This is a genomic window from Brevundimonas sp. 2YAF1 (assembly GCF_052114745.1).
In the GTDB taxonomy this organism is placed as follows: Bacteria; Pseudomonadota; Alphaproteobacteria; order Caulobacterales; family Caulobacteraceae; genus Brevundimonas.
The window spans coordinates 217,854-237,695 of record NZ_JBFRFI010000005.1 but is presented as its reverse complement, the minus strand read 5'-3'; the positions used below and the strand labels follow the sequence as shown (position 1 = coordinate 237,695).

Sequence of the window (19,842 nt, the reverse complement as noted above, 5' to 3'; positions counted from 1 at the left end):
ACCGCTTACTGCTTCGCCGGCTGGTCCATCAGGCGACGGGTCAGATAGGTGTATTCCAGCGCGAGGCGGCGGCCCGTTTCGCGCAGGTTGGCGCCGGCCGCGTGGCCGCCGTCGGTGTTCTCATAGAAGAGGACCGGATAGCCCAGCTCCTCCAGACGCGCCGCGGCCTTGCGGGCGTGGCCGGGGTGGACGCGGTCGTCCTTGGTCGAGGTGTGGATGAAGACCTCGGGGTAGGGCTGGCCCGCCGCCAGGCGCTGATAGGGGGAATATTGTTCGATCCAGGCGCGCTGTTCCGGGATGTCCGGATTGCCGTACTCGGCGATCCACGAGGCGCCGGCCAGCAGCTTGTGGAAGCGCAGCATGTCGAACAGGGGCACCTGGATGACCGCGGCGTTGATCAGGTCCGGGCGCTGGGTCAGCATGGCCCCCATGAACAGGCCGCCCTGCGAGCCGCCCATGACGCCGAGGCGTGGCTGAGAGGTGATGTTGCGCGCGATCAGGTCCAGGGCCACCGCCTGGAAATCCTCGTGAGCGCGCTGGCGATTTTCCTGCAGGGCCGCGTCGTGCCAGTTGGGGCCGAACTCGCCGCCGCCGCGCGTATTGGCCACGACATAGACGCCGCCGCGCTCCAGCCACAGCTTGCCGACCGTCGGCGAATAGCCGGGCAGCAGCGAGTTCTGGAAGCCGCCATAGCCATAGAGCAGGGTCGGGTTGGAGCCGTCCGTCGCCATCGCGTCCTTATGCACGACGAAATAGGGGATCATCGTCCCGTCGGCCGAGCGGGCCTGGAACTGATCCACCGTCATGCCCGTGGCGTCGAACTTGGCCGGTAGCGACTTGACCACCGCCGCATCGCCCGTCGCCGCATCGGCCAGATAGAGGCTGGAGGGATTCAAATAGCCTGCGACAGTGACGAAGACCTTGTCGTCGCGGTCGCTGGTCGAGCCGACGCCGACGCTGACGTTCTGGGGCAGGTCCAGACGGGTGCGGGCCCATTCTCCCGAAGCGTTCGGTTCATAGACATAGACGGCGCCGCGCACGTTTTCGAACAGGGCCACGACCAGCTTGTTGCGGGTCGCCGAAATGGCCTCGACCGCCTCTCGCGCGCCGGGACGGATGACCAGTTGGGCAGGAGCCTTGGGATCGGCCAGCCAGGCCTGAAGGTTCCAGGCGATGACGTCGCCGGTCTTGAACTCCTGGCCCGACGGCGCGGTCCAGTTCTGTTTGACGGTCACGACCAGTTGGCCCTTGACCAGGGCGTCGATGTCCGACTTGGCCGGCAGCTCCAGCCTGGTGGTCGTGCCGTCGGCGTTCAGACGCCAGGTCTCGCCCTCGTAGAAATTGATGCCGCGGTGCAGCAGCACGGCCTGGGCGGCGCCGTCCGCGTCGCGCAGCACCGAACCGGTGACCGAGACGTCGGTCTTCTGGCCGGCGAAGACTTCGCGAGCCTGATCCAGGGTCTGGCCGCGCTTCATCAGCCGCACGGTGCGCGCATAGCCCGAATCCGTCAGCGATCCGGCGCCGAAGTCGCGGAAGACCAGCAGGGTGTCCTTGTCGATCCAGCTGGCCCCGCCCTTGGATTCGGGCAGGCTGACGCCGCCCTCGACGAAGGACCTGGTCACGCTGTCGAACTCGCGGATCGTCACCGCGTCCTTGCCGCCGTCCGACAGGGAGATCAGGCAGAGACGCTCGTCCGGGGCCAGGCAGGTCGCGCCCTTGTAGACCCAGTTCTTGCCCTCGGCCGCCGACAGGGCGTCGATGTCGAGGATGGTCTCCCACTGCGGCGCGTTGCTGCGATAGCTGTCCAGCGTGGTGCGGCGCCAGACGCCGCGCACATGGTCGGCGTCCTGCCAGAAGTTGTCGACATGGCCGTCACGGGTGAAGCCGGGCGAGGGGATGCGGTCGCGCGACTGGACGATGTCCAGCGCCTGCTGGTGCAGGGTCTCGTAGCGCGGGTCGCCTTGCAACACGCCCAGCGAGGTCTGGTTGTGGGCCTTGACCCAGTCCATGGCCCGCGCGCCGTCGACTTCTTCCAGCCACAGATAGGGGTCGGTCGCGTCGCTGGTCGCAAAGCCGGGCGCGGTCGAGGCGGCGGCGGGCGTGTCGGACGAATGGGCCATGGCGACGGGAGCGGCTCCGGCGGCGAGAAGAAGGGCGGCGGCGGACGCCAGCGAACGGATCATGATGCAGTCCCCAACATGAATTTGCCGGCACCTTGGCGAGAGGGAAGGGCGGCGACAAGCGTTTGTAATCTTACAAGCCTGTCATCTTTCGTCGCGGGCGGGGCCGCCGCACCCTCAATCGCCGTCGTCAGGGATACACAGGATCTGGCCGCAGGCCTTGCAGTGGACGGCGTCGGGGTCGTGTTTCTGCAGGCCGCATTCGTCGCAGGGAAATTTCACCTTGTGCGGTCGGATCAGGGTCTGGGCCAGGCGGATGAACAGGGTGATTCCCACCAGCATGACGACGATGGAGACGACCCGCCCCCAGTTGCCGGGCAGGGTGATGTCGCCGAACCCCGTGGTCGTCAGGGTGGCGACGGTGAAATACAGGGCGTCGAGATAGCCGTTGATATGTTCGGCCCGCCCCCGGAAGGCGGCATAGACGAAGCCCGTCACCACGAAGACGAAGGTGACCAGGGCGGCCAGGGCGCGAGTGATCTCCTCGACCCGCGTGTCGTCGTAGCGCCGCCCGACCGTGCGCCAGAAGAATTCCGAATTAAGCAGGGTCCACAACCGCAGCATCCGCAGGAAGCCGAGGTTGGCCAGCCAGGTCGGAAACAGCAGGGTCGCCAGCACGAACAGGTCGACCCAGACGATGGGCCGCTTCAGCCAGTCCTTGATGTCGGAATAGGCGTAGGCCCGCGCTGCCAGGTCCAGGCCCAGAACGGCGGCGATCAGATAGTCCAGAACATAGAAGGCCCAGCCCGCCTCCTTGAGGATCGGCGCAGCCAGGAAGAAGCCGATGATGGCCAGATCGACGACGATGACCGTCAGCCGGAACCTGACCGCCGCCGGCTGGGTGCCGTGATAGAGGTAACGCAGCCGCGCCTTCAGTCGCAGACCTTCATGATGGCCGGTGTCGCTGTGTTCAGACGTCATCGGGGCCAGCGATACATGAAAGCCGGAAAAATCCTATATGAAGGCGGTCATGACCCACGCCCGCCCCTACATCCGCATGAACGGCGCCGGAAACGCCTTCATCGTCGTCCAGGCCTTTGAGGAACCCTTTCATCCGACCGAGGCCGAGGTGCGCGCCTTGGCCGATCCTGCCTCGGGCGCAGGCGGCTTCGATCAGTTGATCGGGGTCGAGCCGTCCGAGACGGCGGACGCCTTCATGCGGGTGTGGAACGCCGACGGGTCGATGGTTCAGACCTGCGGCAACGCCCTGCGCTGCGTCGGCTGGCTGTTGCTGGAGGCGACCGACAAGGAGGAGGTGGTCATCGACACCCTGGCCGGGCCGACGACGGCGAGGCGGGCGGGCGATCATCAGGTCACCGTGGACATGGGCGCGCCGCGTCTGGACTGGGCCGAGGTGCCGCTGGCCGAAGACATGGACACGCGCGGTATCGAGCTTCAGGTCGGGCCGATCGACGCCCCCGTCCTGCACACGCCCGGCGCCGTCTCGATGGGCAATCCCCACGTCGTCTTCTTCACCGACCGACAGGACGACGCCTTCGTGCGCGGCTCGGGCTCGCTGGTCGAACACCACCCGCTGTTCCCAGAAGGGGTCAATGTCGGCTTCGCCAAGGTCATCGACCGCGAGCACATCCGGCTGCGCGTCTGGGAGCGCGGCGCCGGCCTGACCCTGGCCTGCGGCACCGGCGCCTGCGCGGCTCTGGTGGCCACCGCCCGGCGCGGCCTGACCGACCGCAAGGCGACCGTGGCCGTCGACGGCGGCGAACTGACCATCGACTGGGACCAGGCGACGGGCCATGTCTTCATGACCGGCCCGGTCGAAGTCGAGCGCACGGGGCTTTTGCCACAGGGTTGAGCAATCGGTCCTGATCGCCTCCTTGACGCGGCGTCAACGGTTGTCCCCGCCGGTCCCAGGATCTAGGAACAGAGCGCGCCTGCCCTTCCCGAGATCGAAATGCCCGAATTGACCGATAAACAGACCTTCTCCGACGACGACGCTCTGGAGTTCCACTCCGTACCGACGCCGGGCAAGATCTCCATGGCCCCGACCAAGCCGATGGCGACCCAGCGCGACCTGTCGCTGGCCTATTCGCCGGGCGTGGCCGTGCCGGTCCTGGCCATCGCCGCAGATCCGGACAAGGCCTACGACTATACCTCCAAGGGCAATCTGGTCGCCGTCATCTCCAACGGCACCGCCATCCTCGGCCTGGGCAACCTCGGTCACATGGCGTCCAAGCCGGTGATGGAAGGCAAGTCGGTCCTGTTCAAACGCTTCGCCGACGTCGACAGCTTCGACGTCGAGGTGAAGACCACCGACCCGGACGAGTTCGTCACCGTGGTCAAGAACATCGGCGACACCTGGGGCGGCATCAACCTGGAGGACATCAAGTCCCCGGAATGCTTCGAGATCGAAGCTCAGTTGCAGGACCTGCTGGACATCCCGGTCTTCCACGACGACCAGCACGGCACGGCCATCATCTCGACCGCCGCCCTGATCAACGCCTGCCACGTGGCCGGCAAGAAGCTGGAAGACGTGAAGCTCGTCCTGTCGGGCGCCGGCGCGGCGGGCCTGTCGTCCATCGCCCTGATGAAGGCCGCAGGCGTCAAGCCCGAGAACACCGTCATCTGCGACCGCGAGGGCGTGATCTATCACGGCCGCGCCAACGTCTCGCAATGGCAGGCCGCGCACGCCACCGACACGCCGCTGCGCACCCTGGCCGAGGCCATGGTCGGGGCCGACGTGGTGCTGGGCCTGTCCGCCAAGGGCGCGATTTCGAAGGAAATGGTCGCCTCTATGGCGCCCAATCCGATCATCTTCGCCATGGCCAACCCCGACCCGGAAATCACCCCGGAAGACGTCAAGTCGGTGCGTTCCGACGCCATCATCGCCACCGGCCGCTCGGACTATGTCAACCAGGTCAACAACGTGCTGGCCTTCCCCTACCTGTTCCGCGGCGCGCTCGACGTGCGCGCGCGCCGGATCAACCACGAGATGAAGATCGCCTGCGCCCACGCCCTGGCGGCGCTGGCGCGTGAAGACGTGCCGGACGAGGTCGCCGCCGCCTATCGCGGCCGTAAGCTGAAGTTCGGCCCCGAATACATCATCCCGACCCCGTTCGACCCGCGCCTGATCTGGTACATCCCGCCCTTCATCGCCCAGACGGCGATGGACACGGGCGTGGCGCGCAAGCCGATCGAGGACATGGAGGCCTATCGCATCTCGCTGAAGCAGCGGGTCGATCCGTCCGCCGCCCTGATGCAGAAGATCTCTTCGGCCGTGCGCTCGGGACCGCAGCAGCGCGTCGTCTTCGCCGAGGGCGAGGAACAGTCGGTCATCCGCGCCGCCTGGGCCTTCAAACAGGCCGAACTGGGCACGCCCATCCTGGTCGGCCGCGAGGACCTGATCCGTCAGAACGCCGCCGAAGCCGGCCTGAACTTCGACGACCTGGGCATCGAGATCGTCAACGCCCGCACCTCGGGCCGCAACGTCGAATACACCGACTGGCTGTACGAGCGCCTAAACCGCCGCGGCTATCTGCGTCGCGACGTGCAGCGTATGATCAATCAGGACCGCAACTATTTCGGCGCCACCATGATCGCGCGCGGTCAGGCCGACTGCATGGTCACCGGCGTGACCCGCAATTTCAACATGGCGCTGAAGGAGGTCCGCCGCGTCCTAGACGTCAAGGACCGGATGATCGGCCTGTCGATCCTGCTGGCCAAGGGCCGCACCCTGTTCGTAGCCGACACCTCGATCCACGAACTGCCCAACGCCGCCGAACTGGCCGAGATCGCCATCAAGGCCGCCGCCACGGTCAAGAAGCTGGGCCGCAAGCCCCGCGTCGCCTTCCTCTCCTACTCGACCTTCGGCGATCCCCCCGGTGATCGCGGCGAGAAGGTGCGAGAGGCCATCCGCATCCTGGACGGCATGGACGTGGACTTCGAGTACGAAGGCGAAATGCCGCCCGAACTGGCGCTGAATCCCGAGGCGCGGGCCAACTATCCCTTCATGCGCCTGACCGGCGACGCCAACGTTCTGGTCATGCCGGCCATCCATTCGGCCGCCATTTCGACCCGTCTGGTGCAGTCGCTGGGCGGCGCCACCGTGATCGGCCCGCTGCTGGTCGGCCTGGAGAAGTCGGTGCAGATCGTGCCGCTGGGCGCCTCGGTCAGCGAGATCATCACCGCCGCTACCTTCGCCGCCTATGGCGAGGGCGTGGCGGTCGAAGACTGACCGACGCGGTTTGAGCGCTGAACTATTCGGATGGGGCGGCTTCGGTCGCCCCATTTGCGTTTGCGTTTCGGGCCTGGAGCGCCGTCTGCTTGGCGGCGACGACGAAGGCCAGAATGATTGCAAAGGCGCCGATCGCTGTCGAATAGAGGAAGAAGACGACATAGCCGGCCCCCAGGGCCGCCGGCGTCACGCCGCTGGTCGCCGCCCCCTGGACCAGAGACCCGGCGGGCAGACGCGCAAACAGGGTCTTCAGCGGCGCGAAGAGGCCGCCCGCCTCCGCCGCCCTTGCCGAGGCTTCGACGATCCGCCCCGACTGCGAGGCGATCAGCTTGCCCGGCAGGGCGTACAGCGAACTGAACAGGGCGTACTGGGTCGCGGTGAAGCCGATGCTGGTCAGGCTGGACATATAGGCGATCAGGGCCGTGCCGGCGTAGCCGGTGGCCAGGTTGTCCACGCCGATGGCCACAAACAGGGCGCTGATATCCGGTCCCTGGGTCGCCAGCCAAGCGAAGACCAGGTTGGACACCGGGCTCATGAAGGCGCCGATGACCATGGTGCGGATCAGACCCAGACGCGCCACCGACCAGCCGCCGACAAAGACGCCCAGGGTCGTAGCGACGACGCCGAAGACCTTCCGTACCTCGGCCAGTTCGGTCTTGGTGAACCCCAGATCCAGATAGAAGGGGTTCATGATGTTGAGCACGAAATCGGCCAGCCGATAGACGCAGATCAGCGCGAGGATCAGCGTCGCCACCCCGGCGAAGCGTTTGTAGAAATCCTTCAGCGGCTCGCCGAACGACCCCGCCAGATAGGCTCCGGGCCGCGTCCGAACCCGGGGGATCGGCCAGCAGGCCAGTACCAGAAGGCCCAGGCCGCCGAACACCGACACCACCTGCAGATAGACGCCTTCGGGCTTGGCGGCCCAGGCCTCGCTGATCGCCGCCTGGCCCTCGGGCGACAGGCCGAACAGGCCGAGCAGGCCGTTCAGCGGCCCGGTCTGGCCGCTGAGGCCCGATCCCATGATCAAGGCTGCAATGGCGATGATCGCCAGTCGCGCGATCCATTCGACGATCTCAAGCCGGGGCCGCGACGGCACGTCGGCGACCGGGATCGGCCGGATCGCATGGGCCTTCTCGCGCGGCGCGAACAGAACCCCGATGACGCCGAACGCCATCAGTCCCGCCATGACGGCGTAGGACAGGTTCCAGTTATAGAGGTCAGCCAGGACCAGAGGCACCGCGCCAGCCACGATCTGGGCGACGCGGTAGCCCATCTGATAGGCGGCGGCCATGGCCCCGTGGCGGCTGTCGTCAGCCGCCTCGATCCGCCAGGCGTCGATGACGATATCCTGGGTCGCGCCGAAGAAGCCCACCAGGACCGCGAAGGCCGCGACCTGCATCAGCGACGTCGCCGGGTTCAGGCCCGAGATCGACCACAGGCCGAAGATCACCACCGCCTGGGTCACCAGCATCCAGGACCGGCGATGGCCCAGATACTTCGTCAGGATCGGAATTCTGGTCCGATCGATCAGCGGCGCCCAAACGAATTTCAGCGAATAGGAAATCGTGGCCAGGGCAAAGAAGCCGATCACCGACAAGGACAGGCCGCTCTCGCGCAGCCAGGCCGACAGGGTGTCAAAGATCAGCAGATTGGGCAGGCCCGCCGAAAAGCCGAGCAGCAGCATGACGAAGACGCGCCGTTCGCCATAGACGGCCAACCCGGCCAGCCCCTTGGCGGGCGCAGCGGCGGGCGTCTTGGGATCAAGCATGCGGTTCTCCGGCGGACGCCGCCGGAAACGGGCGGTCGTGGTTACTGAGCTCCGACCTTGGCGCGGTTGCCGACGTTCGTCCAGCGGGTCAGGGCGGCGCGCAGGCCGTCGACCTCCAGCGGCTTGGTCAGATGATCGTTCATCCCCGCTTCCAGACAGGCGATCCGGTCCTCGGCGAAGGCGTTGGCGGTCAGGGCGATGATCGGCGTCCGGTCGCCGCGCGCCCGCAGGGCCTGGGCCGCGCCCGGCCCGTCCAGCCGCGGCATCCGCATGTCCATGAAGATCAGGTCGAAACGGGCGTCCTTCAGGGTCTCCAAGGCTTCAACCCCGTCCGCCGCGGTCTGCACCACGCAGCCCTCGCGGCGCAGCAGGGTCCGGGCCAGAAGGGCGCCGACCGGATTGTCCTCGACCAGCAGCACCCGCACCCCTCTGAAGGCCACGGGCACGACGCGGTCATCGTCCTGCCCCCGGCCGACCGCGACGCTCAACCCCTTGCGGCGACCCGCCGCCGCCTGCACCCGCTCAGCCAGGGAGGCCCGGCGAAGCGGCTTGATCAGATAGCCGTGGAACCCCGCCGCCCGATAGCGGTCGATCAGTTCGCGTTCGCTGGGCTTGAGCAGGACGATGGCCTCGCCCTGCGCCGGCTTGACGGCCAGCACGCCGTCCTCGGCCGCGGCGTGGTCGATCAGCGTCACCCCCGCCTGGCGCGCGACGCGACCGCCGGAGGCCTCGATCTGGGCCGTGGCCGCCTGGCGCACGAAAGGATCGGGCGTGCGCACCGCCACGACCACGCCGTCCAGTGGACGGGCGCGCGGCGCGGTGTCGGCGATCGGAAAGGAGGCTTCAAAACGGAAACGGGCGCCGGGGCCGTCGGGCCGGTCTGACACCGTCACGGTCCCCCCCATGGCCTGGGCCAGACGCCGGACCACGGCCAGACCCAGACCGGCGCCGTCGAAACGCGCGGCGTCCGAAGCGTCGGCGTGGCCGAACTCGTCGAAGATGCGCCCGCGCGCCTCTTCCGGCACGCCGGGGCCGGTGTCGTCGACAACGAAGGCCAGGCGCGGTCGCGCGGCGGTTCCGCCCGCGCGTTCGACCGTCAGGCGGACCCCGCCCCGGTCGGTGAATTTCACGGCATTGCCCGCCAGATTGAACAGGACCTGACGCAGACGGCCTTCGTCGGCGATGATGTCGGGCGCGTCGGCGGCGACGGACCAGGCGATCTCCAGCCCCTTGTCGTGAGCCTTGGGGCTGAGCAGTTCGGCCACGCCGCGCGTCAGGCCTTCCAGATCGACGGGGGAGGCGTCGAACTCCAGCGCTCCGGCTTCCAGTCGGGCGAAGTCCAGCAGGTCGTTGACCAGGCCCAGCAGGTGTTCGGCCGACTTCTGCGCCGCCTCGGCGTAGGCGCGCTGGGCGCCGTCCAGCCTGGTGCGCGACAGCAGGCCCAGCATGCCGATCACCCCGTTGAGGGGGGTGCGCATCTCATGGCTCATCAGCCGCAGGAATTGCTGCTCCGGCGCGGCGGCGGGCGTGATTTCGGTCGGTGCGTGCGTTCTGCGTGCCTGTCCCATGGCGGCGATCCTAGCGCCCAAGGGTTAAGCGTGGCCGAATGAGGATTTCTGGCTTCAGAAGGCGGGCGTCTCGCTGCGGTGCGCGGTCTGACGATCGAAATCGCCCTGGGCGCCGACGGTCGTACGGCGATACATCAGAGCCTCGGCGACGTGGCGGCGCATCACCCCGGTGGAACCGTCCAGATCGGCGATGGTGCGCGCCAGCCGCAGGGTCCGGGTCCAGCCGCGCGCGGTCAGCCCGCCAGCCTCGCCCGCCCGCATCAGCAGGGCCCGCCCCGCATCGTCCGGCGTGGCGAACCGGTCCAGGGTCTCGCCCGAGGCGCGGGCGTTGATGCCCTGATCGCGCGCCTTGTCGGGATCAAAGCCGGCCGCGCGGACGCGCTCTTCCTGCTGGGCGCGGGCCGTCGCCACGCGGATCGCGGCCTCGGCCGTGCCTTCGGCGGGAGGCGGCAGGGCCATGTCGGCGGCGGTCACCGGCGGGGTCTCGACCGTCAGGTCGATGCGGTCGAACATCGGGCCGGAGATGCGGTTCTGATAGTCGCGCTGACACCGAGGCGCCTTGCCGCAGGCGCCGCGCCCCGATCCGCCGAGGCCGCAGCGGCAGGGGTTCATGGCCGCCACCAACTGGAACCGCGCCGGATAGCGGACATGAGCGTTGGCCCGCGCCACCACGATCTCGCCCGTCTCCAGCGGCTGACGCAGGCTGTCCAGCGCCTGGGCCGAATATTCCGGCAGTTCGTCGAGGAAGAGGACGCCGTTGTGCGCCAGCGAGGCCTCGCCCGGTTTGGCCCGCAAGCCCCCGCCGGTCAGCGCCGCCATCGACGCCGAATGGTGCGGCGAGCGGAAGGGCCGGTCGCGGGTCAGGGCGCCGCGCTGGATCAGGCCGGCCACCGACCAGACCATCGACGTCTCCAGCAGTTCCTGCGGCGTCAGCGGCGGCAGCAGGCCCGGCAGGCGTTGCGCCATCATCGACTTGCCCGAGCCGGGCGGGCCGATGAACAGCAGGTTGTGGCCGCCCGCCGCCGCGATCTCCAGCGCCCGCTTGGCGCTTTCCTGGCCCTTGACCTCGCGCAGGTCGGGCACGGCGCTGCCTGCCGTCACCGGGCCCGGTTCGGGCGCGCGCAAAACCTGTGTCCCCCGGAAATGGTTGATCAGGCCGATCAGGGAGCGGGGCGCCAGGATGGCGGTGTCGCCGGCCCAGGCGGCTTCGGGCCCATTGGCCTCGGGACAGATCAGGCCCAGCCCCATGGCCCCGGCCGCCATCGCGGCGGGCAGGGTTCCGCCCACCGCCGCGATCTGGCCGTCCAGCCCCAGTTCGCCGACCGCCGCCCAGCCGTCCAGGGCGTCGGGCGCGATCACCCCCATGGAGGCCAGCAAGGCCAGGGCGATAGGCAGATCGAAATGGCTGCCCTCCTTGGGCAGGTCGGCGGGCGCCAGATTGGCGATGACCTTCTTGGGCGGCAGGGCCAGGCCGATGCCGGCGAAGGCCCCGCGCACCCGCTCGCGGCTCTCGGCCACCGCCTTGTCCGGCAGGCCGACGATGGCGAAGGCCCCGGCGGGCGTCGCCACCTGCTGCACCTCGACGTCGACCCGTCGCGCCTCGACCCCGTCGAAGGCGACCGTCACCACCCGCGCGACCATGCGTTCTCTCCCGCTGCCCGAAGGAGAACAAATCACGAACCATCGTCCACTGCAAGAGCAGCGTTACGGCAGGCTTGAGCGCCTAGGCGGCCTCGCGCTTCTTGCGCTCGATCACGTCCCACATCAGGGCCGTCGCATCCACGCCCGAGAACTTCAGCAACTGCTGGGCGCCGGTGGGGGAGGTGACGTTGATCTCGGTCAGATAGTCGCCGATCACGTCGATGCCGACGAAGACCAGGCCGCGTTCCTTCAGATAGGGGCCGATGGCGGCACAGATCTCGAGGTCGCGGAGGGTCAGTTCAACCGGCGCCGCCGTGCCGCCGACGCGCAGGTTGGAGCGCACCTGATCCTTGGCCGGGATGCGGTTGATGGCGCCGACCGGCGCGCCGTCGATCAGGATGATGCGCTTGTCGCCCGCCGCGACGGCCGGGATGAATTTCTGGATCACCAGCGGATCGCGCGACCCGGCGGCGTGGATCTCGATCAGGGCTTCCAGGTTGGGATCGTCGGCCTTGAGCCGCACCACGCCCGAGCCGGCGGCGCCGTGCAGGGGCTTGAGCACCACGTCGCCGTGGCGGCGGTGGAAGTCGACCAGGGCCACCGGGTCCGACGACACCAGGGTCGGCGGCTGCAGGCCGGGGAAGAGGGTGGCGATCAACTTCTCGGGCGCCGAGCGCACCTCGGCCGGATTGTTGACCACCAGGGTCTTCGGATGCACCCGCTCCAGAAGATAGGTGGCGGTGACATAGGCCATGTCGAAGGGCGGGTCCTGACGCATCAGGATGACATCCACGTCCTCGGCCAGGTCGAGGACGACCTCGGGGCCGAAGTCGGCGTGCTCGCCCTGGACCGTGTTCACCGTCACCGGCCGGGCGCGGCAGAACAGGCGGCCGTCTTCCAGCGCCAGGGTGCGGAAGTCGTAGATCCACAGCTGGTGGCCGCGCGCCTGACCCGACAGGGCCATCAGGAAGGTGGTGTCGGACTCGACGTTCACCGCCTCGAGCGGATCCATCTGGATGGCGACCTTGAGCATGATGTCCTTTCGCGACGTCAGAGCGTTGCAGATGCGCGGCGACAGGCCCTGACGCAAGGGCGCGCCCGGTCTTTCCCGCCGACCTGCCTTCTCAGCCGTCTCAGTTCAACCGCAACCGCATCCGGTCCATGCCGGCGCGATGGGCGTCCGCCGGATCGCCCAGAAGGCGCGCCCGCGACAGGGCCTCCAGCGCGCCGGTCAGAGCGCCCTGCTTCTCGCGCGCGGCGGCGACGTCCAGCCAGGGCCGGTGATCCTCGGGGTCCAGCAGGGCGCGCCGCAACGCCGAACGTTCGGCCCCTTCGTAGTCCTCAATGCTCAGCGCTCGGACGAACAGGATGTTCTGCAACCGGATCAGGGCCTGACGGTCGCTGACCGGGGCCATCAGCAGGTCCAGTCGGTCGGCCACGTGCGGCGTCAGCCCCGCCAGCAACGCCCGTCGCGTCAACTCGCTAGGCAGGACCAGGCGTCCCTGGCTGAAGGGGTCCAGCGCCACCGGCCCCTCGGGCGTTTCGACCCGCAGCAGGACGTGGCCGGGGAAGTCCACCGCCGCCGCCTTCAGCCCCGCGCGCCGCGCGGCGTCGAGATAAAAGACCACCAGGGCCGCCGACAGGCCGCGCCGCCGCTCGGCCACGTCGATGACGTCGGTGTTGGCCGGATGCTCGTGGTTCAAGAGGTCGCCGTTCAGCCGCAGGTCCGACGCCATGGTCTCGGCCAGGGCGTCGTCCGGGCTTTCATTGGCCGCCCGCTCCCGGACCCTCTGAGCGGCCTGGTCGGCAAGCAGGCGGACGGGCTCGGGATCGCGGAACGGATAGTCGTGAATGGCGCAGGCGATAGCGCATTCGAGCAGCGGAAAGCTGTCGTCCTCGGCGGTTCCCGCCTGGGTCAGAATGATCTCCGCTTCCTCGCGGGTCACGTGATGTCCGTTCCTGTCGTCGTCACTGCGCGAAGATGACGCGGAAATCGTCCGGGAGCCAGCGCCACCATATCAATCCGCAGGATCAGCCCCCGCAGCGAGGGGCGGCTGCGGGCCAAGGCCAGCCCGGCGGCGACCAGGCGACCGTGCTGTTCCGGCCCGAGCGCCAGGATGGCCGCGTCGATCGTGCGGCGTCTTTTGACCTCGACCACCGCCAGGGTGCGGCCGCGTTTCGCCAGGATGTCGATCTCGCCGCCCCGGCCCTTCAGGCGAAAGGCCAGGATCTGATAGCCCTTGAGCATCAGCCACAAGGCGGCGGTCCATTCGGCGCCGTGGCCCTCGCGATGCGACCGCCCGCCCAGCGCCTGACGCCAGCCCGATTTGGGCCGAGGCGGCGACGGCGGGGGCCGCAGGCGGGGCTTCACCCCCGGCCCTGCATTTCCAGCGCCCGCTTGTAGAGGGGCTTTCTGGGCAGGTTGAGCGCCTTGGACACCTCGGCGGCGGCCTCGCCGGGCGGCAGGCGGGTCATGGCCTCGGTCAGGGCCGCGTCGGCGTCGGCGGCGCTGGCGACCTCGGCCTCGCCGGGGCCGATGACGATGACGATCTCGCCCTTGGGCGCGTCGCAGCGCGGGTCGGCGGCCAGTTCGGCCAGGGTGCCGCGCACGGCCTCCTCATAGAGCTTGGTCAGTTCGCGGGTGACGGCGGCGGGGCGGTCGCCCAACACCTCGGCCATGTCGGTCAGGCTGTCCTTCAAACGCGGACCGCTCTCGAAGAAGACCAGGGTCTGACGCCCGGTGCGCAGTTCCTCCAGCATGGTCTTTCGCGCCCCCGACTTGGGCGGCAGGAAGCCGGCGAACATCACTCGGTCGGCGGGCTGGCCCGCCAGGCACAGGGCGGCCAGCAGGCTGGAGGCGCCGGGGATGGGGTGGACCGGCAGGCCCTCGGCGATGACGGCGCGGGCCACGACATAGCCGGGGTCCGACACCAGGGGCGTGCCGGCGTCGGAGACCAGGGCCACCACCTCGCCGGCCTTCAGCCGCTCGATGGCGATCTCGGCGGCGCGCGCCGAGGCGTGGTCATCGCAGCGTTCCAGCTTGGCCTTCAAGCCATAGGCGGTCAGCAGCTTGGCCGTGACGCGGGTGTCCTCGGCCAGGACCAGGTCGGCGGCGGCCAGAACATCCAGAGCGCGCAGGGTCATGTCCCGCAGATTGCCGATGGGCGTCGCCACCAGATAGAGGCCGGGCGCGACGGAGCGCGCGGGCGGGGCGGTCGGCGGGAAGAGCGAGGCGTCTGACATCGGCGGGACCCTGCCAGCCTGCGCCTTCCGGGTCTAGGCCAGGCGTCTAGGTCAGCAGGGCGCGCAGCACAGCGTCCAGCACCGGACGGCCGGTCGCCGTGGCGGCGACGCGACCCCCGTCAAGCCGCAGGAAGCCGTCGGCGATCAGGTCAGCGAGCGCGCCAGCCTGATCCGACAGGCCGAGCGTCTTCAGGGTCGTCAGCGGCACGCCCTCGACGGTGCGCAGCCCCAGCAGGACAAGCTCCTCGGCGGCGCCCTGCGGATCCAGCGTCTCGCGCTCGGCCCAGGGCGTCCCGGCGGCGACGCCGGCGACATAGTCGGCGATGCGGCGATGGGCGACCGTGGCGGTGCGGCCCCCGGCCAGGGTCAGCCGCCCGTGGGCCCCGGGGCCCAGACCCAGATAGTCGCCGCCGCGCCAGACATGCAGGTTGTGACTTGAGCGGGCGGCGACGTCGCGCGCGTGGTTGGACACCTCATAGGCCTCGAACCCGGCGGACTCGAGCACAGTCTGGGTGGCTTCATAGAGGGCAGCGGCCAGATCCTCGTCGGGCGGGGTCAGCGCACCCCGCGCCAAGGCCCGGCCAAAGGCCGTCGTCGGCTCTATGGTCAGTTGATAGGGCGAGACGTGTTCGAAGCCGAGGTCCAGCGCCGTGGTCAGTTCCGCCGTCCAGTCGGCCACGGATTGCCCCGGCCGGGCGTAGATCAGGTCGATGGACAGACGCGGGAAGGCCTGGGCCGCCGTCTGAACCGCGCGCCGGGCCTCCGCCGCCGAATGGTCGCGGCCGAGAAACTTCAGCGCGGCGTCGTCGAACGACTGCACCCCCATCGACAGCCGGTTGATCCCCGCCTGGGCCAGGGCGGCGTAGCGGCCGGCCTCGGCGTCGGTGGGGTTGGCCTCCAGCGTGATCTCGATCTCGCCTTCGGGAGGGAACAACGCCTTGGCTCGTTCGATCACCGCCGCCACGGCCTCGGGCGGCATCAGCGAAGGCGTGCCGCCGCCGAAGAAGATCGAGGCCAGGCGGCCCGGCCCGACCAGCCGTCCTTGCGCCTCCATGTCCGCCAGAATGGCCTGGACCAGCCCCGCCTGCTCCTCCACCCGCCCCCGGTCGCGCACGACGTTGAAGTCGCAGTAGGGACAGATGCGGGCGCAGTAGGGCCAGTGGACATAAAGCGCCACATCCTTGGGGGCCCTATCGCCGCCTTCGCGGAAGGCGGCTGCTTGAGGGACCAGCGTAGAGGGCGGGGCCTCAGTCAATCAGCGCCGCCTTGAGCCGGGCGAAGGCGAGGGCGCGGTGGCTGATCACGTCCTTCCGGGCCGGGTCCATCTCGCCGAACGTCAGGTCCGAGCCGTCGGGCTGGAAGATCGGATCATAGCCGAAGCCCCGGTCGCCGCGCGGCGGGAAGACCAGGTCCCCGTCGACGCGGCCCTCGACCACCACGCAGGGGCCGTCGGGCCAGGCCACGGCGAGGGCCGAGGTGAACCAGGCGCGGCGATCGGTCGAGCCGATCTCCTCCAGCCGTTCCTCGACCTTCTTCATGGCCAGGGCGAAATCCTTGCCCGGCCCCGCCCAGCGCGCCGAGAAGATGCCCGGCGCCCCGTCCAGGGCCGCGACCGACAGGCCGGAGTCGTCGGCCAGCGAGACCTCGCCCGAGGCCTCGGCCGCATGGCGGGCCTTCAGCATGGCGTTGCCCACGAATGTGCTCTCGGTCTCGTCCGGTTCGGGCAGGTTGAGGCTGCCGGCCGTGACGATCCTGTAATTTCCGTCGAGCAGCGCTTCGATCTCGCGCGCCTTGCCCGGATTGTGGGTCGCGGCCACCAGCCGCATCCCTTTGATCAGCTTGAGATTCATCAGGCCACCTTAGTCCCGTCCGATGCATTGCGGAAGTTTAACATCGTTAAACGATATGTAACGTGCTTTTCGACGAGGTCGCCCCTATCTTCAATCTCAAGAACGGGGGTCGCACCGTTCAAACGAAGCGATAAAGACGCAACGTTCACCCAGCGACACAACAGAAACGCACGAAAATCGTGCAATCACGGAGAGATACGATGCAAGCGATGAAAACCTCGATCTGGATGGACCGCGTCGGCCACGGCTTCTTCAACGCCCTTCTGCTGGCCGCCCTGCCCACCGCCGCCGTCGCCATGCTGATCCAGAGCCTGTGATCCGACTCCGGATCACGACTTCGATCCCATGGAGGCTTTGACGATCGACATGAAGACCGCGAAGAATAGCGCCGCGTGAGGGTTCGCCGGACCCCGCGCGGCGATCGCCGCCTGAACGACCGGCTTGAGACCTAACTTCATGCGCCTCCCGAAACTGGTTTCCATCGGGATTCGTGCGCCGCGCCTGACCGGCGCCAACCTGCGCACGCTCGGCCCCGGCTCCGTGTCCAGCCTGCTGAAGATCGCCCTGGACGTCGCCTACGTCCTTCTGGCCCTGATCACCGGCCTGCTGCTGCTGCTCTGGGTCGCCTCCATCTTCATTCCCATCGACCATCTGAATCTGACCGTCAGCGACGGCGCCGACGGCCGGCAGATGCCGCTGACTCGCCCCCTGCTGCTGTTCGGCCTCGGGGCGATCACCGCCTATTTCGGGGGCTTCCTGATGATCCTGCGCGGCCTGCGCAAGATCTTCCGCACCCTGACGCTGGGCGATCCCTTCCAGCCCGAAAACGTGCGCCGCCTGCGCCAGATCGGTCTGATCCTGGCGGTCGTGACCGGCGGCGTCTGGCTGACGCAAGGCCTGGTCGCCGCCCGGCTGGCCCCCGGCGTCATGGAGCCGCAAGGGATCAGCGACCTGCTCACCCCCCTCTTTTCCGTCCTCGTCGTCTTCGTTCTGGCGGAGGTGTTCCGCGAAGGGGCGCGCCTGCGCCGCGAATCCGAACTGACGATCTGATCCCGAAACGCTAAGCTCATCCCATGGCCATCCGCGTCCAACTCGACCGAATCCTCGCTGAACGGCGCATGTCGCTGACGGAACTCGCCGACCGCGTCGGCGTGACTGTGGCCAATCTGTCGATCCTAAAGACCGGAAAGGCGCGCGCCGTGCGCTTCTCGACGCTGGACGCCCTGTGCCGCGAACTGGACTGCCAGCCTGGCGACCTGCTGGCCCACGAGCCGGGTCCAGGGTCCGATCTGGGCGACGCTTTCGACTCCGAGGACTGAGGTGGCCCGAAAAGGCCCGCCCGCCTCTTCCGACGACGACAAACGCATCTGGGCCCGCGTCACCGGCACGGTGACCCCGCCTGCGCGCCGCAAGGCCGCCCGCGTCACCCCCGGCGCGGTTGTGCCTGATCCTGAAACGGCGCCCGTCCCGGCCTCGGCTGCGGCCAAGCCCGCACGCGGCGTCGCCGGCAAGAAGCGCAATGCGCCGCCCGTCGATCAGACGCCGACCTTCGAGGCTCTGGGCATCATCGCCCCCGTCAAGCCAGCTCCGAGCCGCGCTCGACCCACGCCCGAGGAGCTGGAGCCGCGCCGCCAGCGCCGCCTGTCGCGCGAACGCGATCCGATCGAGGCCCGCATCGACCTGCACGGCTTCGGCCGGTTCGAGGCCGAGGACCAGCTGCGCGGCTTCCTCATCAGCTGCCAGATGCGCGGCCTGCGCTCGGTTCTGGTCATCACCGGCCAAGGGCGGCGCGGCGGCGGGGTGATCCGCAGTTCGGTGCATGACTGGCTGACCGGACCGAACCTGCGCGGCGTGGTGTCGGGCTTCGCCTCGGCCCACCGCCGCCACGGCGGCGACGGCGCCCTCTACGTCACGCTGAAACCGCGCTAGATTTTTCGTTTCCCGCTCATCCCGGCGGACGCCAGGATCCAGTGAGAGCCTCACACGCCTGATGGAACTAACGACACGCGCCGTTGCGGTTGTCGCCAAAGAACTGGATCCCGGCGTCCGCCGGGATGAGCGGTAGTGAGAGGTGTCCGACGCGTCTTAGCTCTGGGCGTTGCGGACCGCCGCAGCCCCGGCCAGAGGCGCGATGACGATGGCGAACAGAACATAGGCGCTCAGCAGGGCCAGGGCCGACAGCGGGTCCTGCCCATGGGCCGCCCGCGTCAGAGCGCCGGCGCCGAACACCACCGGCGGAATGAACAGCGGCAGCACCACCACGGCGATCAGCAGACCGCCGCGCTTGGCCCCCAGGGCCAGGGCCGCGCCCAGAGCCCCGGTGAAGGCGAAGCCCAGGCCGCCGATGGCCGCCGCCAGCGCCGTCAGGCCGATCAGGGAGGCCGGCTGGCCCAGGGCCAGGGCTGCGACCGGCGCGACGATGGCCAGCGGCAGGCCCGTCGCCAGCCATTGCGCCAGGGCCTTGATCGCCACCGTCGCCTCCAGGGGCAACGGACCGAGCGCCAGCAGGTCCAGCGCCCCGTCCTCCAGATCGCGCTCGAACAGCCGCTCCAGCGACAGCAGCGAGGCCAGAGCCAGGGCCATCCAGCTGGCGCCCGAGGCCGCCGGGGCCAGAACGCGCGGATCGCCGCCCGCCGCCAGCGGCAGGATGGCGGTCAGGCACAGCATGAAGCCGCAGGCCAGCAAAGGCCCGCCGCCGCCCCCCCAGGCCAGCGACAGTTCGCGGCCGAACAGGACGCGCATGGCCCTCACGCCAGATCTCCCAAATCCAGATTGCGCGCCTGAACGGGCAGGGGATCGTGCACCGCCGCCAGGATCATCCCCCCGGCCGCCAGATGCGCCGCCATCAGTTCGGCGGCGACCGCCCGCCAGCGCTCGTCCAGCGGGGCCAGGGGTTCGTCCAATAGCCACAGGGCGCGCGGGGCGGCGACCAGACGGGCCAGCGACAGGCGGCGCTTCTGGCCCGCCGACAGCTTGCGCGTCTCCAGATCCAGAAGGGGCGACAGCGACAGACGGGCGATCGCCGTCTCTCGCCCCGCCTCATCGCCCCCCAGCCAGTCCGTCTGAAAATCGAACTCCTGCCGCGCCGTCCGCGTCGGCTTCAGCCCTTCGAGATGGCCCAGCAGGTGCACGCAGTCGCGCCGCGCCGTCTCGGCGTCTAGCATCTCGTCGTCGGAACCCGGACCGCCAGAAAATGTGATCGCCCCCGCATCGGGGTGGATAAAGCCCGCCCCAGCCCGCAGCAGGCTGGTCTTGCCGGCGCCATTGGCTCCGGTCAGGGCCACGGCTTCGCCCGCCGAAAGGCGCAACGACAGGCCCTGGAACAGGACGCGCTCGCCGCGCGACAGGCTCAAGGACTGGATGTCGACCGCCTTCAGCATGACCCCGCCGATTTGCGAAC

At 69.0% G+C, this 19,842-nt stretch carries 18 protein-coding genes; 5 read left to right on the top strand and 13 right to left on the bottom strand.

Going from position 1 to position 19,842, the window contains the following annotated elements; genetic code table 11:
* Positions 1 to 5 precede the first annotated feature (5 nt).
* Complete coding sequence (locus tag AB4Y68_RS09225) at positions 6 to 2,183, bottom strand: prolyl oligopeptidase family serine peptidase (RefSeq protein ID WP_441455255.1); 2,178 nt, start codon at positions 2,181 to 2,183, stop codon at positions 6 to 8.
* 114 nt (positions 2,184 to 2,297) lie between these two features.
* Positions 2,298 to 3,101 (bottom strand): potassium channel family protein, encoded by an 804-nt coding sequence (locus AB4Y68_RS09220; RefSeq protein WP_441455254.1) that lies wholly within the window; start codon positions 3,099 to 3,101, stop codon positions 2,298 to 2,300.
* A 49-nt stretch (positions 3,102 to 3,150) separates the two neighbouring features.
* Between AB4Y68_RS09220 and dapF the strand changes: the two genes are divergently transcribed.
* Positions 3,151 to 3,993, top strand: a complete 843-nt coding sequence (gene dapF, locus AB4Y68_RS09215; protein ID WP_441455253.1) for a diaminopimelate epimerase — start codon at positions 3,151 to 3,153, stop codon at positions 3,991 to 3,993.
* A gap of 99 nt (positions 3,994 to 4,092) precedes the next feature.
* The gene (locus tag AB4Y68_RS09210; protein WP_441455252.1) at positions 4,093 to 6,372 is read left to right on the top strand and encodes an NADP-dependent malic enzyme; all 2,280 of its coding nucleotides are present in this window, start codon (positions 4,093 to 4,095) and stop codon (positions 6,370 to 6,372) included.
* 22 nt (positions 6,373 to 6,394) lie between these two features.
* Here AB4Y68_RS09210 and AB4Y68_RS09205 read toward each other — a convergent pair whose 3' ends face one another.
* The 9 genes from AB4Y68_RS09205 to rdgB form a co-directional block, all read right to left on the bottom strand.
* A complete protein-coding gene (locus tag AB4Y68_RS09205; protein ID WP_441455251.1) occupies positions 6,395 to 8,140 on the bottom strand; it encodes an AmpG family muropeptide MFS transporter in 1,746 nt (581 codons plus the stop codon).
* Positions 8,141 to 8,181: 41 nt separating this feature from the next.
* Positions 8,182 to 9,708, bottom strand: coding sequence for a response regulator (locus AB4Y68_RS09200; RefSeq protein WP_441455250.1), 1,527 nt, complete (start codon positions 9,706 to 9,708; stop codon positions 8,182 to 8,184).
* A gap of 54 nt (positions 9,709 to 9,762) precedes the next feature.
* The gene (locus AB4Y68_RS09195; RefSeq protein ID WP_441455249.1) at positions 9,763 to 11,349 is read right to left on the bottom strand and encodes a YifB family Mg chelatase-like AAA ATPase; all 1,587 of its coding nucleotides are present in this window, start codon (positions 11,347 to 11,349) and stop codon (positions 9,763 to 9,765) included.
* An 82-nt stretch (positions 11,350 to 11,431) separates the two neighbouring features.
* On the bottom strand, positions 11,432 to 12,382 hold the full coding sequence (gene gshB / locus AB4Y68_RS09190; protein WP_441455248.1) for a glutathione synthase: 951 nt from the start codon (positions 12,380 to 12,382) through the stop codon (positions 11,432 to 11,434).
* Between the two features lie 100 nt (positions 12,383 to 12,482).
* The gene (locus AB4Y68_RS09185) at positions 12,483 to 13,295 is read right to left on the bottom strand and encodes a SirB1 family protein (protein WP_441455247.1); all 813 of its coding nucleotides are present in this window, start codon (positions 13,293 to 13,295) and stop codon (positions 12,483 to 12,485) included.
* Positions 13,292 to 13,720: a YraN family protein gene (locus AB4Y68_RS09180; RefSeq protein WP_441455246.1), complete on the bottom strand. Its 429-nt coding sequence runs from the start codon at positions 13,718 to 13,720 to the stop codon at positions 13,292 to 13,294. Before AB4Y68_RS09180 ends, AB4Y68_RS09185 begins: the two co-directional genes overlap by 4 nt.
* On the bottom strand, positions 13,717 to 14,592 hold the full coding sequence (gene rsmI, locus AB4Y68_RS09175; protein WP_441455245.1) for a 16S rRNA (cytidine(1402)-2'-O)-methyltransferase: 876 nt from the start codon (positions 14,590 to 14,592) through the stop codon (positions 13,717 to 13,719). The genes AB4Y68_RS09180 and rsmI overlap by 4 nt, the downstream gene beginning before the upstream one ends.
* A gap of 46 nt (positions 14,593 to 14,638) precedes the next feature.
* Complete coding sequence (gene hemW / locus AB4Y68_RS09170) at positions 14,639 to 15,823, bottom strand: radical SAM family heme chaperone HemW (RefSeq protein WP_441455298.1); 1,185 nt, start codon at positions 15,821 to 15,823, stop codon at positions 14,639 to 14,641.
* 16 nt (positions 15,824 to 15,839) lie between these two features.
* The gene (gene rdgB / locus AB4Y68_RS09165) at positions 15,840 to 16,442 is read right to left on the bottom strand and encodes an RdgB/HAM1 family non-canonical purine NTP pyrophosphatase (protein ID WP_441455244.1); all 603 of its coding nucleotides are present in this window, start codon (positions 16,440 to 16,442) and stop codon (positions 15,840 to 15,842) included.
* 456 nt (positions 16,443 to 16,898) lie between these two features.
* Between rdgB and AB4Y68_RS09160 the strand changes: the two genes are divergently transcribed.
* From AB4Y68_RS09160 to AB4Y68_RS09150, 3 genes are read left to right on the top strand one after another with little or no spacing between them, the layout of a single operon-like run.
* Positions 16,899 to 17,492 carry a DUF2975 domain-containing protein gene (locus AB4Y68_RS09160; RefSeq protein ID WP_441455243.1) on the top strand — a complete coding sequence of 198 codons (594 nt, stop codon included), beginning with the start codon at positions 16,899 to 16,901 and terminating at the stop codon, positions 17,490 to 17,492.
* 23 nt (positions 17,493 to 17,515) lie between these two features.
* Positions 17,516 to 17,761, top strand: coding sequence for a helix-turn-helix domain-containing protein (locus AB4Y68_RS09155; RefSeq protein WP_441455242.1), 246 nt, complete (start codon positions 17,516 to 17,518; stop codon positions 17,759 to 17,761).
* Between the two features lies 1 nt (position 17,762).
* A complete protein-coding gene (locus AB4Y68_RS09150; protein WP_441455241.1) occupies positions 17,763 to 18,371 on the top strand; it encodes a Smr/MutS family protein in 609 nt (202 codons plus the stop codon).
* 156 nt (positions 18,372 to 18,527) lie between these two features.
* Here the strand turns inward: AB4Y68_RS09150 and ccmB are convergent, their stop codons facing one another.
* Positions 18,528 to 19,193 (bottom strand): heme exporter protein CcmB, encoded by a 666-nt coding sequence (gene ccmB, locus AB4Y68_RS09145; protein WP_441455240.1) that lies wholly within the window; start codon positions 19,191 to 19,193, stop codon positions 18,528 to 18,530.
* Positions 19,190 to 19,822, bottom strand: coding sequence for a heme ABC exporter ATP-binding protein CcmA (gene ccmA / locus AB4Y68_RS09140; RefSeq protein ID WP_441455296.1), 633 nt, complete (start codon positions 19,820 to 19,822; stop codon positions 19,190 to 19,192). The genes ccmB and ccmA overlap by 4 nt, the downstream gene beginning before the upstream one ends.
* Positions 19,823 to 19,842 lie beyond the last annotated feature (20 nt).